The organism is Streptomyces sp. NPDC086989 (assembly GCF_044745505.1).
Lineage (GTDB): Bacteria > Actinomycetota > Actinomycetes > Streptomycetales > Streptomycetaceae > Streptomyces.
The window spans coordinates 191,712-206,504 of sequence record NZ_JBIVAL010000013.1; the positions used below are offsets into that span (position 1 = coordinate 191,712).

The 14,793-nt window shown below is 77.0% G+C and carries 7 protein-coding genes; 5 read left to right on the forward strand and 2 right to left on the reverse strand.

Translation table 11 applies throughout. The features are described 5' to 3' along the window. Positions 1–87: 87 nt before the first annotated feature. Both ACIPK4_RS29165 and ACIPK4_RS29170 read right to left on the reverse strand, forming a co-directional pair. Positions 88–372, reverse strand: coding sequence for a hypothetical protein (locus tag ACIPK4_RS29165; RefSeq protein WP_402318056.1), 285 nt, complete (start codon positions 370–372; stop codon positions 88–90). Next, positions 369–1,103, reverse strand: a complete 735-nt coding sequence (locus ACIPK4_RS29170; protein ID WP_402317875.1) for an HNH endonuclease family protein — start codon at positions 1,101–1,103, stop codon at positions 369–371. The genes ACIPK4_RS29165 and ACIPK4_RS29170 overlap by 4 nt, the downstream gene beginning before the upstream one ends. 288 nt (positions 1,104–1,391) lie before the next feature. Between ACIPK4_RS29170 and ACIPK4_RS29175 the strand changes: the two genes are divergently transcribed. From ACIPK4_RS29175 to ACIPK4_RS29195, 5 genes are all read left to right on the forward strand, one after another. Next, positions 1,392–2,261, forward strand: coding sequence for a DUF4132 domain-containing protein (locus ACIPK4_RS29175; RefSeq protein ID WP_054225212.1), 870 nt, complete (start codon positions 1,392–1,394; stop codon positions 2,259–2,261). Next, a complete protein-coding gene (locus ACIPK4_RS29180) occupies positions 2,258–7,231 on the forward strand; it encodes a DNA-binding protein (RefSeq protein ID WP_402317878.1) in 4,974 nt (1,657 codons plus the stop codon). Before ACIPK4_RS29175 ends, ACIPK4_RS29180 begins: the two co-directional genes overlap by 4 nt. Before the next feature lie 119 nt (positions 7,232–7,350). Further along, on the forward strand, positions 7,351–8,514 hold the full coding sequence (locus tag ACIPK4_RS29185) for an AAA family ATPase (protein WP_402317880.1): 1,164 nt from the start codon (positions 7,351–7,353) through the stop codon (positions 8,512–8,514). Continuing rightward, positions 8,511–12,662, forward strand: a complete 4,152-nt coding sequence (locus tag ACIPK4_RS29190; protein WP_402317883.1) for a DUF5682 family protein — start codon at positions 8,511–8,513, stop codon at positions 12,660–12,662. The genes ACIPK4_RS29185 and ACIPK4_RS29190 overlap by 4 nt, the downstream gene beginning before the upstream one ends. Further along, positions 12,659–14,776, forward strand: a complete 2,118-nt coding sequence (locus ACIPK4_RS29195; RefSeq protein WP_402317886.1) for a hypothetical protein — start codon at positions 12,659–12,661, stop codon at positions 14,774–14,776. Before ACIPK4_RS29190 ends, ACIPK4_RS29195 begins: the two co-directional genes overlap by 4 nt. The last annotated feature ends 17 nt before the right edge of the window (positions 14,777–14,793 follow it).

Sequence of the window (14,793 nt, forward strand, 5' to 3'; positions counted from 1 at the left end):
CGCCCCGTGCGGCCCCTGCCTCCGCAACCCCGGGTCCGGAACCGGCCCCCGGGTCCGGGACCGCCCCCCGGGGCGTCGGCCCCCGGGTCAGCCGGGGGCCGTCCCCGGCGCCTGCGCGGCGTGCCCCGCGCGGACGGCGGCGAGCGCGGCGGCGTGCACGGCCGCCGGGTCGCCGTGGTGCGGGACCGGGCTGCCGGTCAGGACGTACCACTCCTCGGCGTCCTTGTACTGGACGTCGATCCGGGCCAGGCCGCCCGCGACCGCCGTCGTCCGGACGGTCAGCGGGCCCGTGACGACGCCGACTTCATCGGTCATCGCCCCGCCGGGCCCGGCGAGCACGTCGTCCTGCCACTGCCGCGGGCGCCCGGTCATGACGCGCACGTGTCCAGCATCGTCGAGAGCATCTTCTTCTCCGGTTCGGTGACGGTCAGGCCGTAGGCGGACTTCACGGTGGTCCAGGCCCGCCCGTACTGGCACCAGCTCGCCTTGTCCGGCGGCTGCCACAGGTCGGGGCTCTGGTCGCCCTTGGAGCGGTTCGTGGCGGCGGACACCGACAGCAGCTGGGGGTGCGTCAGGTCGTTGGCGAAGGCCTTGCGCTGCGCGGCGTCCCAGCCGGCCGCGCCCGAACGCCAGCCCTCGGCGAGCGGCACGACGTGGTCGATGTCCATCTTCGAGGCGTCGGTGACCACCGTCCCGTCGTACAGGCTCGTCCAGGTGCCGGAGACCGCCTTGCACTCCGAGTCCTGCTTGACGTCCTTGCCGTCGCGCTTGAGGACCACCTCGCGGGTGTCGCACTTGTTGCCCTGTTCGGCCCAGTGCGTGAACTTGGCCCGGCTGTAACCGGCCATCGTGCCGGGCTGTGCGACCTTCAGCGCCGCCAGCTGCGTGCGGGCCACCTGGACCGTCACCAGACCGGGCAGCACGTCCCCGGAGGACGGTTTGGCGTCCCCGCCCCCGGAAGCGGAGGGCGATGCGCCGGCCGGGACGGACGGGGCAGACGGCTTCGCGTCCTTGCCCGCCGTGCCGGTCCCCGCACACCCGGCCACGGCCAGCAGCACCGAGGCCGCCAGGACCGCACCGCGCACACCTGTCTGACGTCCCATGAACCCACCCCGAGCCGGCTTCCGCACCCTGTCCCGGAAGAGACTACCCAGAACCGGACAATCAACCGGACGGCGGCCGGCCGCCACACCGGGACGCAAACCGGCGCGCGAACCGGCGCGCGAACCGGCGCGCAACCGGCCGTGCCCGCCCCCGTGTCGAGCCGGGGCCCCTCGTGGGGCCGCTGTCAGTGGCTCTCGCTAGTCTCCCCGCATACCGCAGCTCAGGGGGTTTTCCCCCTGGTCGACGCTGCGCGCACATGGACCGGGCAGGCGGAGGGGCACGTACTGATGGCATGGCTGGCGGCGGGCGAGGGGTACGAGATCGCCCTGGTGGAGGGGAAGGTGGCGGCGCGGTCCGCCACCGGCCGCACGGCGGGACGGCAGTTGAAGACGCTGCCCAAGGCACTGCGCGACCATCCCGAGGTGGACCGGCTGCGCCGGCTCGCCGAATGGCTGGAGCGGCACGAGGCCGCCTGCATCGCCCAGGTGGACTCCTGGATGGTGTCCTCGCTGCCCGTGCCGACGGCACTGATCGCCCGGGTCTGGCCGGACGAGGCCTGGCAGAGCGCGCTGCGCGACGTGGCCGTCGTCGGCGAGGACCCGGACGAGGTGGGCTTCCTGCGGGACGCCACCGCGTCCGGTGAGCTGAAGGTGGTCAACCTCGACGGTGAGACCGTACGGCTCTCCCCGCGCACGGTGACCCTGCCGCACCCGGTGCTGCTGCCCGACCTGGACGACGTACGGGACTTCGCGGCCGAACTGGGCATCGTCCAGCGCGTCGAGCAGATCCACCGGCCCACCTGGGAGAAGCCCGCGGGGCTGGCGGCCACCGCCACCGAGGTGCGGGACTACGCGGGCGGCGTGTTCGCGAACCGGTTCGGCCTCGCCGCCCGCGCGACGGGCCTCGGCTACCGCGTCTCCGGCGGCTACGCGACCTGCAAGGTCCGCGACACCGGCCGGAGTACGGAGGCGGCCGTCTGGATCGGCGAGCCCTACTACGAGGACGAGACCACCACCGGCGCCCTGAACTGGCAGGACGAGGACGGCCGGGTGGTGCGTCTGACGGAGGTCGGGCCGGTCGCCTGGTCCGAGGGAATGCGAATGGCCGCGGCGCTCTACGCCGGGCGCAAGATCGAAGAGGGCGGGGACGCGCGATGAGCACCACCACCACGACCACCACCACGACCACCACCGCGACGGCGACCGAGGCCGCGCACGAGGCCGAACTGCTGCTCAAGGCCGGTGCCGTGCTGCCGCACGGCACCGAGGGCGCCGGCCCGTCGGCCGTCGACCTGACCGCACGCACCTATCGTCACCCCGCCCTCGCCGACGACCGCGTCGTCATCCGGCTCGCCGCCGCCGAATTGGGTCCGGCCGAGGACCTCGCCGCCGGCTTCCTGGGACTCGTACGCGACGAGGGCGAACCGCCCGTCGTGGGCCTCGGCCAGCGCCAGGCCCTCGGCTTCCCCGAATGGGTCCTCGTCCACCACCCGCAGGACGGACACCACGCCCTCGCCGTGGTCCCCGAACTCGACCGTCTCGCCCGCCAGGCCAAGACCAAGCCCAAGGCCGCCCTCGACGCCTGCCTCGAACTGGCCGGCCGGCTCGCCGCCGCCGTCCCGCACTTCCTGCCCGTCTTCTACGAGCAGGCCGCCCGCGTCTTCCTCGCCGTCGAGAACACCACATACGCCGCCCAGCTGTTCGGCCGCGCCCGGACCAGCGAGGCCCAGCACGGACTCGCCGTCGACGAGGACCGCCTCGACGCCGTCTTCCTCGAATTCGCCCTGGCCGGCGCGCTCCCGGTGAAGGTGCTCACCGGCTACGCCAGGGAACTGTCCACCCGCGTCAGCCCCGCCGAGGCCCACGAGCGCTTCCGCCGCCTGTGCGTGCGCCGCACCGCCGGCGGGCTGCCGCCCTCCGCGCAGGCCGCCACCGAGCTGCGCCGCCTCGCCCGCGCCGCCGGCCTGACCGGCAGCGAGGCCGAACAGGACTACCTCGCCGAGCTGCTGCCGCTGCCCGCCACCCTGCGCGCCGCGTTCGGCTGGTGGAAGGCCCACCGCACCGCGCTGATCGCGCTGGCCCGGCGGGTGCCTGACGTACGGGGCACCCTGCTCGCCCTGATGCCGCCCGGCGGCGACGGCGAACTCTCCGCCCTCTGGCTGGACGTCCTGGAACAGTCCGGCGCCACCGCCGGCCTCGTCGACGCCGGCCTGCCCGCCGGGCAGCGCTGCTCCGACGGGGCGGCAGGCTGGCTCGAACGCTTCCACGCCGCCCGGCACAGCGGCTGGGGCTCGCGCCCCACCCTGCCCGCCCTGCTCGACCTCGTGACCCGCGCGGCCGACCGGCTGCGCGCCGAACTCGCCGAACCCGGCCGCGAAACGGGCCTGAACGTGGGCGTCCAGGACGCCGACCTGCTGGACCTGCTGCTCTCCCTGGACATCCCGGTCACCGACCCCGAACCCGACCCCGCCTCCCCCCGCCGGCGCCACGACCAGCTGAACCTGGCCGACTGGGCACGCTCCGACCAGCGGCGCGACCTGCTCGCCATCGCGGCCGACCAGCGCTTCCGGCCCGCCTTCCGGCGCACCGCACACGCCCTCGGCGGCAACGCCGAATCGGTGGAACTCGTGCGCCTGCTCGCCGCCTCGCCCGGCGGCCGCCCGATGCTCACCGAATGGATGCGCGAGGTCGCCCGCAGCTCCACCGCCGCCGGCCTGCCCGCCCTCCCCGACGCCATCCAGCGGCTGACGTGGCTGCCCGCCGAGGCACTCGAACTCGCCCGCGAAGAAGTCGCCGCGGCCGCCGGCACCGATCTCGCTGACATCCTCGCCCGCACCCTGCGCGGAGGTCTCTTCGAGGAGTTCACCTGGCCCGCGTTCGAAGAGGCCCTCGTCGAACTCGCCGACCGCAAGGCCCTGCGCCGCGGGAACCTGACCCTCGTCGAGGCCTGGCCCCACCTCATCATCGCCAACCCGGTCCAGGTCCGCGTCATCGACGCCGACTCCACCGTGCTCACCCACGACCTGCGGGTGCCGGCCGGCGGCTCCCACCGCTACGGATTCCACTACGTCGACGGCGCCCTCCTCGTCTTCTGGACCTCCTGGAACAGCGGCGACGTCCAGGGCTACTGGCACACCGCCCCGCACCACGTCTTCTCCCTGGGCACCGACCGCAGCTACTGGTCGCTGCGCTCCGAGCACATCAGCCTGCCCCTGGCCGGGGGCGGCCGCGCCACCGGCGGCGGCGTCCTGCACGCCGGGGACACGGCCCTGCCCGCCGAGCACGCCCTGCTGTCCGACGGCACCTCGCACTGGGTGTGGCAGCACCGCGACCAGGACCACGAGGGCGGCTGGCGCGAGTACGCCCCGGCCGACGGTGCGCGCGGCCGGTACTCCCGGCCGGCCTTCCTCGCCGACGCCCTGCGCGCCCACCCCTCCGACGCCACCCTCTCCGACCGGTCCGCCTGGCTCCGCCCCGCCCCCGTAGTCGAGGGCTCGGCGCTCGGCGCGCCCGCCGACGGACTCCTGGGCTGGCACGCCGTCCGCGTCCCCGGGCAGGGCTGGCACGGCTGCGACGCCGCCGGACGCACCGTCCGTACGCCCGAAGGCGCCGAGATGCCCGTCGCGGCCCTCGCCTTCCCCGGCGACGAACGGCCGCGCGCGCTCACCCTGCGCTGGCGCGAACTCAGCATCGTCGACCCCGACGGCATCGTCACCGCCACGACGCGCAGCGACCGCGACGAGGGCTTCGCCACCGGCAGCGTCAGCCTCCCGCCGCTCCCCTTCTGGTACACCCTGCGCCCCCGCGACCCGGAGGGCTCCGCAGCCCTGCGGACGGCCGACCACGACACCGTCGCCGCCCTGCTGAAGGCCGCCGCCCAGGCCGAGAAGGCCTCCGACCTGCCCGGCCTGGTCACCGCGGCCCTGCCGCAGGTCACCGCGGAGCAGCTGATCGGCGGCATCGTCGAGGTCGTGCGCTTCGCCCTGACCCAGCAAAAGGCCCTGGACGGCGTCGCCGCCCGCCTCTACTGCGGCGGGTCCCCGGCGGACGAACCGCAGGGTCCCCCCGACGAGCTCGTCGAGCAGGCGCTGCGCGGCATCGCCGGCACCGGCTACTACAGCTGGGGCACCGACAAGGACGTCGCCCACCGCTTCCTGACCCGCCTCACCGAGGCGTGCGCCGACACGGGCGCCGTCGCCGTACCCGGCCGCCTCCACTTCGACATGCCCGCCCTGGACTACTCCGCCCTGCCCTTCACCACGCTGCTCGACGAGCCGGCCGCGGTCGCCTACCGGGCCGTCGCCGTCGGCACCACGGACGAGCAGCGGGCCGCACTGTGCACCCTGCTCGGCCAGGTGGACGCCCTCGGACTGGCCTCCGCCGGGGCCTGCGCCGGCCGCTGGCGCCGGGTCCTGGTCCACCTCGACCAGCGCCACCTGAGCACCCCGGACGGCGTCTCCCGCAACACCTCGCACCGCAGCCTGCTCCCGCTCGGCGGCGGAGCCGTCCTCGGCCTCACCGAGCACAGCACGTCCGTCGCCGACGGCCACGAGTTCGGGGCGCTGCTCCACGACCCCTCCGGCCGCTTCGAGGTACCCGGCCCCTACACCGTGCGCGGTGAGGCCCCGGTAGGCGACCGGGAGCGCGGCGCCGGCTGGCTCACGGCCTTCCTGACCGAGGCCGCCGACCGCGGCCCGGCACCGCTGCGCCCCGAGGCCGCCGACGAGTTCGCCCGCCTCACCGGCGTGTCCGGCACCCTCGCACGGCTCGTGCTGGCCGGCCTGCCGAACATCGACAGCTGGCAGGCGAACTTCCTGCCGGCCGAACTGCGCACCGCCCTCGGCGTCAAGGCGGCCGACGCCAAGCACGCCCGGACCGAGCTGAAGGGCCTCGACGTCGAGGTGCGCCGGGCGGTCGTCGCCGCACTGCTGCCCGCCGACCCCGCGCGGCTGTGGACCGACGGCCCGGACGTGGCCGCCGCCGCCCAGGAGTGGAACCGCCGCGTGGGCCGCCGCACACCCGTGCCCGAGTGGCTGCTCGCAGAGGCCACCCGCGCCGCGAGGACCGGCTGGTCCACGCACCGCGCCCTCGCCGCGATCCTCGACCCCGCGGCGTCCCGGCCGCTTTCGGTGGACGTCGCCTGGGAGGTGAAGGGGGACCACGCCGAGCCCCGGGAACCGGCCACCGAGCCCTTCACCTCGGAGGTCCTGACCGGCGTACTGACCCTGACGGCCTGGCTGGCACACCGGCTGCCCGCCGGGGACCCGCTGCGGGCCGCCCTGCCGCCCGCCCTGACCGCCGTACGGCAGCGGCTCGCCGCGCCGGAACTCCTCCTCACCGTGGGGCACTACACCAGCCTCCCCGACTTCCGGAAGGCGGCGGGTACGCCCACCGAGACGGCCGCGGGCTACGAGCGGTACGGCGCCGTCGTCATGGCCACCCACGACGACCGGCCCAAGCCCGCAGTGAAGACGGCCCTGCTCGACTCCACCGGCTCCGACCCCTACCTCCCGGCGCTGCGCGGCGAGGACCAGCAGCCGTCCGCAGCGGAGACGGCGCTGCGGGCCGTCCACGACCCGCGCTTCGCCGCGCTGCTCGCCGACCCCGGCGCCCCGGCGGCCGGCGCCGGGGACGACGCGGTCGACCAGGACGGCACCTGGTGGCCGCAGGACCCCGGCCGCTCGGTACCGGAGCTGGTGGCCGAGGTCGGCGAGGCCCACGGCCTGGGCGCGGACGCCGCCGCCCTCTACCTGGTCCTGCTCGCCATGCCCGACCCCACCGACCGCAACGTGGCGCGCTGGACGGGCTGGAAGCCGGCCCGGCTCAAGGCCGCCCGCACCGAACTGGCCGCCACCGAGCTCGTGGTGACGGCCTCCCGGACCCGGGCGGGCCGCTCGCTGTTCCTGCCCGGCGGCTGGGCCGAGATGCCCTCCCCGGTACTGCCGGTGGAACAGTGGAAGCTCGCGATGTACGGGCTGGCCCCCGGCGGGCGTCCGGTCCTGGGCGTCCTGGTGCCGGACGAGCCGGCCGCGGACCTCTACCGGCGGGCCTGGCAGCGGGTCCGCGAGGGCGACGTACCGCGCTTCGAGGCACTGAAGGTCAAGCGCACCCGCCCCCGCCGACGCTGACGACCGGGCCGGGCCGGGCCCCCCGCCGCCCGGCCCGGCCCGGCGTGGACGTCCCACGGACGTCCCACCGCGCTCCTCCGACTTCGCAACCCCGCACGTTCCCGAAGGAAACGAACGCCATGACCCTGACCGAAACGACCGTCCCGGCCGCCCCGCGGCAGGCCCTGCCCGCCGAGGAGCGGTACGCCGCCGAACTCGCCTTCCTCGCCGCCCAGGACAGCGGCCCCCGGCCGCCCGGCTGGGCGCTCACCCCGCGCGCCGTCGTCACCTTCGTGTGCGGCAGCGACGGAGCCGAACTGGCCCTGCCGGGACGCCGGCGCGCCGGACTCCCGGCCAAGCTGGTCATCGCCCCGAAGTTCGTCGGCGAACGCGCCCTGGTCGAACGCTGCGTGGTCACCCTCGCCGGCGAGCGCGGCCTGCTGCTCACCGGCGAGCCCGGCACCGCCAAGTCGATGCTGTCCGAACTGCTGGCCGCGGCCGTCTGCGGCACCAGCGCCCTCACCGTGCAGGGCACCGCGGGCACCACCGAGGACGCCTTCCGCTACGGCTGGAACTACGCACTGCTGCTCGCCCAGGGCCCCACCTCCCAGGCGCTCGTCGACTCCCCGGTGCTCTCGGCGATGCGGACCGGGCGGGTCGTGCGGGTCGAGGAGATCACCCGCTGCCTGCCCGAGGTACAGGACGCGCTGGTGTCGATCCTGTCCGACCGGCGGGTCAGCGTGCCCGAACTGACCGCCACCGAGGACGCGGTGGTCTCCGCGGCCCCCGGCTTCACGGTCATCGCCACCGCCAACCTGCGCGACCGCGGGGTCTCCGAGATGTCCGCCGCCCTCAAGCGGCGCTTCAACTTCGAGACGGTCGCACCGATCGCGGACGCGGACGCCGAAGCCACCCTGATCCGCCGGCAGGCGGTGGCCGCGGTGCAGCGGGCGGGCGCGGCCTTCGGAGTCGACGACGCCGTGCTGGACGCACTGGTCACGGTCTTCCGGGACCTGCGTTCGGGCCGCTCGGCCGAGGGCTGGGACGTGGAACGCCCCGGCACGGTCATGTCCACCGCCGAGGCGGTCCAGGTGGCCGCCTCGCTGGGCGTCGCCGCGGCGTACCTGCCCGGCGGCGACGTCCTGGACCTGCTGCCGGGGCACCTGCTGGGCGTGGTCCGCAAGGACGACCCCGCCGACCACGGCCGCCTGCTGGGCTACTGGGACGGCCCGGTCCGCCGCCGCGCCGAAGACGGCTCGGCGATGTGGCGCCGCCTGTGGGACCTCCGCGGGAGCCTGCGATGACGACGCCGGCGACCGATCCGCGGGAGGCCGTGGACGCGCTCGCCGCGTCCCGCGCGCCGTACCTGCTGGGTGTACGTCACCACAGCCCCGCCCTGGCGGCGGTGGTCCCGGCGCTGCTGGACGCCGCGGAGGCGGACGTGGTGTGCGTCGAGCTGCCCGCCGACTTCCAGCCGTGGCTGGAGCACCTGGCCGACCCCGAGACCGTGGCGCCCGTCGCCCTGGCGGGCACCGGCCGGGACGGCGGTCTGGCGTTCTACCCGTTCGCGGACTTCTCCCCGGAGCTGGCCGCGATCCGCTGGGCGCGTACGCACGGCGTGGAGGTCCGCTGCTGTGACCTCCCCCTGGCCGACCCCGCCTGGACCGGGCGGCCCGACCCGGCGGCGGAGCCGGCGGCCGCCGCGGGCCGCTCCGCGGGTGCGGGTCCGGGTCCGGGTGCGGGTCCGGGTGCGGATACGGGGGCAGGCGTCGGGCCGGGCGGCATTCCGTCCGCGGCACCGGTCACGATCCCCGGCGCGGCTGATGCTCCCGGGGACCATGACGCACCGGCGCCGCCGCCCGCGGGCACGGCGGATGCGGGCCCCGGTCCGGCCGGGGCGTCACCGCGGGCCCCCCGGCGGTCGTTCGCCGGGGCGCTGGCCGCGTCCGGCACCGGGCGGGACGGCGATGACCTGTGGGACCGGGCCGTGGAGGTCCTGGCCCCCGGCTGCACGCCGGAAGCCGTCCGGCGGGCCGCCCTCGGCGTGGGCTGGGCCCTGCGCCAGGACGGGCCCGTCCCCGCGACGGACCTCGCCCGCGAGGCCCATATGCGCGGCGTCATCGAGGCCGCCGCCTCGGGGGGCCGCAGGGTCGCCGCCCTCATCGGCGCCTTCCACGCCCCGGCCCTCCTCCGCCCCGCAACGCCCCCGGCCGGCGACGCCTCCGACCAGAACCCGGCGGCCCCGGCTCCTGAGCCCGGGGGTGTCTCCGCTGACGGGGTTCCGGCGCAGTCGACCCGTGGCGCCGCGGGCCCCGGGCCCGTCGCTCCCGCGGGCGTACCGGCGCCGGCCCGGACCGCCGGTGCGCCGCGGGTCGTGGGCCGGGAGCCCGTGGCCGGGGCGGCGGCGACGGTTGACGGGTGCGGGAGTGTCTCCGCTGACGGGGTTCCGGCGACGCGGCCCGCTGACGAAGCCTCCGGTCCGGTGGCGGGCGGAGTTCTCGGCAGGGACTCGACGCCCCGCTCCGGGGACACGGACTCCGGGTACGCGACCGCCCGCGGGCCGGTGAACGGTGCCGTCGCCCGGCGGGACTCGCGTACCACAGCGGAGGAGGGCGGCGACGGGGTCGTGACCTCCTTCGTGCCGTACTCCTTCGATCTGCTCGACTCCCGCTCCGGCTACCCCGCCGGCATTCGCGATCCGCTCTGGCAGCAGGCCGTGCTGGAGGCCGGCGGCGATCCGATGCGACTGCGCGACGCCGCCTCCGTCGCCGTCACCGGCATCTGCCGGGAGCTGCGCCGCGCCGGGCACACCGCCGGGACCGGCGAGGCCGCGGAGACGCTGCGGCTCGCCTGTGACCTCGCGGTCCTGCGCGGGCTCCCCGCCCCCGGCCGGGGCGAACTCCTGGAGGCGGTCACCACCGTGCTCGGCCAGGGCGAACTCCTCGGCCGCGGCCGCGCCTTGGCCCGGGCGCTGGAAGCCGTGCTCGTCGGGGCCGGCCGCGGCCGGATCACCCCGCACGCCCCCCGCTCCGGGCTCGGCCCCTCCGTCGAGGCCGAGCTGGCGGAACTGCGGCTGCCGGGTCCCGAGGACCCCGCCCCGCGCGAGGTCCGCCTCGACCCGCTCCGCTCCCCGCTCGACCGCCGGCGTGAGGTCCTGCTCCAGCGGCTGGCCGTCTGCGGGGCCTCGTACGGGGAGCCCCTCGACGTGGCCGCCACCGGCGACGGCACCGCCCTCGGCACCAAGTGGCGGCTGACCTGGACGCCCTCCGTACCGGCCCGCCTCGACCTGGCCGGCGTGCGCGGCGTCACCGCCGCCCAGGCCGCCGCCGGGACGCTGCGCGAAACCGCCCGGCGCGCCACCGCCGACGGGGGTCCGACCCCGGCCCAGATCCTCACCGGCCTGGCCGCCGCCGCGCGCTGCGATCTGCCCGAGTTGGTCGGCGTACGGCTCGAAGAGGCCGCCGAAACCCTCCCGCAGACCGCGACCCTGCCCGAACTCCTCGACTCGATCGACCTCCTGGAGGCCCTGTCCCGCAGGCACTTCCCCGGAACCCCCGAGGGCTCCCGCGCCGCTGCCGGCGCGCTCACGAGCCTGCTGCTCGAAGCCGCCGTGCGTTCCCTGCCCGGCCTCGCCGGCAGCGAGGACCACGCCGACGCGCGCGCCCTCGTGGCACTCGCCGACCGTGCCGCCACCCTGCACCTGGGCCTGCGACTGGACTCCGCCCTGACGGAACTGGCCGCCACCGCATCGCCGTTGATGCAGGGCGCCGCACTGGCCGTACGGGTCCTCCTCGATCTGGATCCGGCCGACGGCCTCGGCGACCGCGCCGCCGGCTGGATCGACGCCGCCGGCACCCCCGACGGACGGCGCTCCCTCGCCCGCCGCCTCGGCGGCGTCCTGGCCGCCGCTGCACCGCTGCTCCAGTCCTCCGCAGCGGCCCTCACCCCGGTCCTCGACCGGATCGACGGCCTCGCCGACCAGGAGTTCCTGGACCGGCTGCCGGCCCTGCGCGGCGGCTTCGACGCCCTCGCCCCGGCCGCCCGCGCCCGGCTGCTGGACACCGTCACCGAGCGGCTCGGCGACCGGCTCGACCTGTCCCTCGACGCACCGCCCGCGCTGCTCGCCCTGTGGGCCGCCGCGGAGGCCGCCGGAGCCGCAGCGCTGGCGGCCCTGCCGCGGCCGGTCCGGCCGCAGGACCCGGCTCCCGAACCCGAAGCCGAACCCGAAGCCGAACCCGAAGCCGAACCCGAACCCGAACCCGAAGCCGAACCCGAACCCGAACCCGGCCCGGACGTACCGCCGCCCGCCCCCGACGGCCCGCCCGCGGACCGGCGGCTGACCCCCGCCGACCGCTGGCGCCTGCTGCTCGGCCGCGAGCGCGACCGGCTCCCCGCCGGCGCCCGCCGCTACGCCCACGCCCTCGACGAGCTGTACGGCTCCGGCCGCGGCGAGGGCTCCGCCGATCTCGAAGGAGGCTGGGGCAACGGCGGCGGTCAGGAGCCCTCGTTCCCCTCGGCCCGGGAATGGTCGCAGGAGCTCGAAGCGCTCTTCGGAGCCGACGTACGCGAGGAGGTGCTCGCCGACGCGGCCGACGCGGGCCGATCCGACGTGCTGAGCCAGCTCGACCCGGCAGCGGTCCGCCCGTCCGTCGAACTGCTCAGCTCGGTGCTGTCGCTCGCCGGCGGAATGCCGGAGGCCCAGCTCGCCCGGCTGCGCCCCCTGGTCAGGAGGCTGGTCGACGAGCTCGCCAAGGAACTCGCCACCCGGCTGCGCCCGGCGCTCTCCGGACTCGCCACGCCGCGCCCCACCCACCGCCCCGGCGGCAGGCTCGACCTGGCCCGCACCCTGCGGGCCAACCTCGCGCACACCCGCCGCCTCGACGACGGCCGGGTGGTCGTCGTCCCGGAACGGCCCGTGTTCGCCACCCGGGCGAGCCGCGAGGCCGACTGGCGGCTGATCCTGGTCGTCGACGTCTCCGGCTCCATGGAGGCCTCGGTCATCTGGTCGGCGCTCACCGCCGCGGTCCTCGGCGGGGTACCGACCCTGTCCACCCACTTCCTGGCCTTCTCCACCCAGGTCGTGGATCTCACCGACCGGGTCGAGGACCCGCTCTCGCTGCTCCTGGAGGTCCGCGTCGGCGGCGGGACGCACATCGCGGCGGGTCTCGCCCACGCACGCTCACTGATCACCGTGCCCAGCCGCACCCTCGTCGTCGTGGTCAGCGACTTCGAGGAGGGCGCACCGATCGGCGGACTCCTCGGGGAAGTCCGCGCGCTGGCCGCGTCCGGTGCCCACCTGATGGGCTGCGCCGCCCTCGACGACGCCGGGGCGCCCCGGTACTCGGTCCCGGTCGCCCGGCAGCTCGTCGCGGCCGGCATGCCGGTGGCCGCCCTCAGTCCGCTCGCCCTCGCCCGCTGGGTGGGCGACCGCCTCCGTGGAGAATCCCGTTGAGTACCGACCTCTTCCCGCCCGTCGCCCCCGAGGTCCTCGCCGAGGCCGTCGAGAACCTGACCGCCCGGCTGCGCAAGAAACTCGACGCCGCCATCGAGGGCTGTGCCGCGGGCGCCGTCCGGGCCGAGGACGGGAGCGTGAGCGTCCGCTTCGGCGAGGACGCGCTCGTCACCCTCAGGCCGGGCCCGACCGACGCGATCACCACGGCCGAACAGGCCTCCTGCAGCTGCCTGTTGGCGCCGCGCTGCCTGCACCGGGCCGCGGTGCTCGGCGCGGCGCCGCTCGCCGATCCGGAGCAACTGCGCGCGCCGGAGCCGGAGCCGCAGCCGGACCCGGCGGCGGCGAGCGGCGCAGTGCCGGCCGCCGTGCCCGGCGCCGCCCCCGCCGCCGACCCCGCGTCGGGTGCCCGGTCCTGCGTTGCTCCCGCAGCCGGGTCGGGCGCCGGGTCCGCAGCCGTGCCCGGCGCCGCCCCCGCCGCCGACCCCGGGTCGAGCGCCGGGTCCGCGGCCGCCTCTGGGGCCGGGCCCGCCGCCGGGTCCGGAGCAGGGCCGGGTGCCGCGTCCGGCTCTGCTCCCGCGGCCGGGTCCGCTACCGCGTCGGACGCCGTGCTCGCCGCCGGGCCCCGCGCCGCCTCCGCCGGCGTGTCCGCGGTGGTGACCGGCGCCGTCCCGGTGGCCCTCACCGCCGCGCAGCTCGAAGCGGCCGCCACGCTCTGGCAGGCCGCCGCCGAGGCACTCGCCGCCGGCGTCACGGCCGGCGGCGCGGTGGTCCAGGCCGAACTGCTGCGGGCCGCCCACACCGCCCGCCTCGCCGGGCTGCCCCGGGCCGAGGCCGCCGCGCTGCGCGTCGTACGGGGCCTGCGCGCCGCCCGGGAGCGCAGCGGCGCCCACCGGCTCGCCGACCTCACCGGAGCCTTCCGCGAACTCCTGCACACCGCCGGACTGCTGGCCTCCGGCGCAGCCGGCACGGGCGGCCCCACGCTCACCGGCACCGTACGCCGCGCCTACCGGACCGGTGGCAGCCTGCGCGTGTACGGGCTGTGCCGAGAGCCCGTCCTCTCGGCCACCGGATACGGGGGAGTGGTCACCCACCTGATCGCCGCGGACGGCGCCCGCCACACCGTCTCCGACGTCCGCCCCGGCGGGCCGGCCCGCGCCCGCGGCGCCGGCTCCGCCTCCGTCGCCCTCGGCGGGGCCGCCCTCGACCACGCGGGCCTCGCGCGCGGGGGGCTCCGCATCGCCGGGGCCACCGTCTCCGCCGACGGCCGCCTCGGCGCCGGACGCGGGGTCCAGGCGACCCCGCTGCGCGGCGTCCCGTGGACCGCGGAACCCGCCGCCGCGCTCTTCGCCCGCCCGGCGGCCGAGGCCGTCGCCGGCCAGCTCGCCGACCGGGACGGCGAACCGGACGGCGCCGACGCCGCCCTGATCGGCTGCGAGGTCACGGTCGTCGGCCCGGCCGGCGAGGACCTCCTCGTCCGCGAGACACGGGCGGACGCGCCCCTGCTGCGGCTGCGCGCCGCCCACCCCCATCCCGAACTGCCCCACACGGCCAACCTGCGCCGCATCGCCGCCCATCCGGGCCTCGTGCTCCGCGTCCTGGGCCGCCCCGATCTCGACCGCGCCGCCACCCTGCGCCCCCTCGCCGTCGGACCCGCCCCCGGCGCGGAGTACACCCTGCGCCTGCCCGAGGAATGGCTGGGCCGCGCCGACCTCGGCTACGACGTGCTCCAGGGAAGCCACTTCCCCCCGCGGACCGGGGCCGCCCCGGCCGCCGGGCCGGCCGTCGCCGTCGAAGCACCGGACCCGCTGGCCGACTCGCCGCTGTGGCGGGTGCGCCGACTGCTCGAAACGGGGGTCGCGGGCGGCCGGCGCGCCGTCGCCGAAGCGGCGCGCACCACCGAGCCGCTCACCTCGTACGCACCGCTGCGCCGGGCCGGTTTCACCACCGCGGCGGAGCTGGCCACGGCCCTCGCCGCCGAGGCGGACCGCCGCCCGCGCGACTCCTTCGGCCGCCTGACCGACCCCTCGCCCGAGGCCTACGCCTGGGCCTGGCTGGCCGCGTCCGTCCACCTGGCGGCAGCCGAACGCTCCCTGGTGGCCGCGTCCTGGTCCTGATCCCTCATATCCGCTTG

What these genes read in the sequence shown, in the direction of transcription:
- ACIPK4_RS29190 (WP_402317883.1), top strand. Translation starts at nt 8,511, where the DNA reads ATGACGACGCCGGCGACCGATCCGCGGGAGGCCGTGGACGCGCTCGCC.
- ACIPK4_RS29175 (WP_054225212.1), top strand. Translation starts at nt 1,392, where the DNA reads ATGGCATGGCTGGCGGCGGGCGAGGGGTACGAGATCGCCCTGGTGGAG.
- ACIPK4_RS29185 (WP_402317880.1), top strand. Translation starts at nt 7,351, where the DNA reads ATGACCCTGACCGAAACGACCGTCCCGGCCGCCCCGCGGCAGGCCCTG.
- ACIPK4_RS29170 (WP_402317875.1), bottom strand. Translation starts at nt 1,103, where the DNA reads ATGGGACGTCAGACAGGTGTGCGCGGTGCGGTCCTGGCGGCCTCGGTG.
- ACIPK4_RS29165 (WP_402318056.1), bottom strand. Translation starts at nt 372, where the DNA reads ATGACCGGGCGCCCGCGGCAGTGGCAGGACGACGTGCTCGCCGGGCCC.
- ACIPK4_RS29180 (WP_402317878.1), top strand. Translation starts at nt 2,258, where the DNA reads ATGAGCACCACCACCACGACCACCACCACGACCACCACCGCGACGGCG.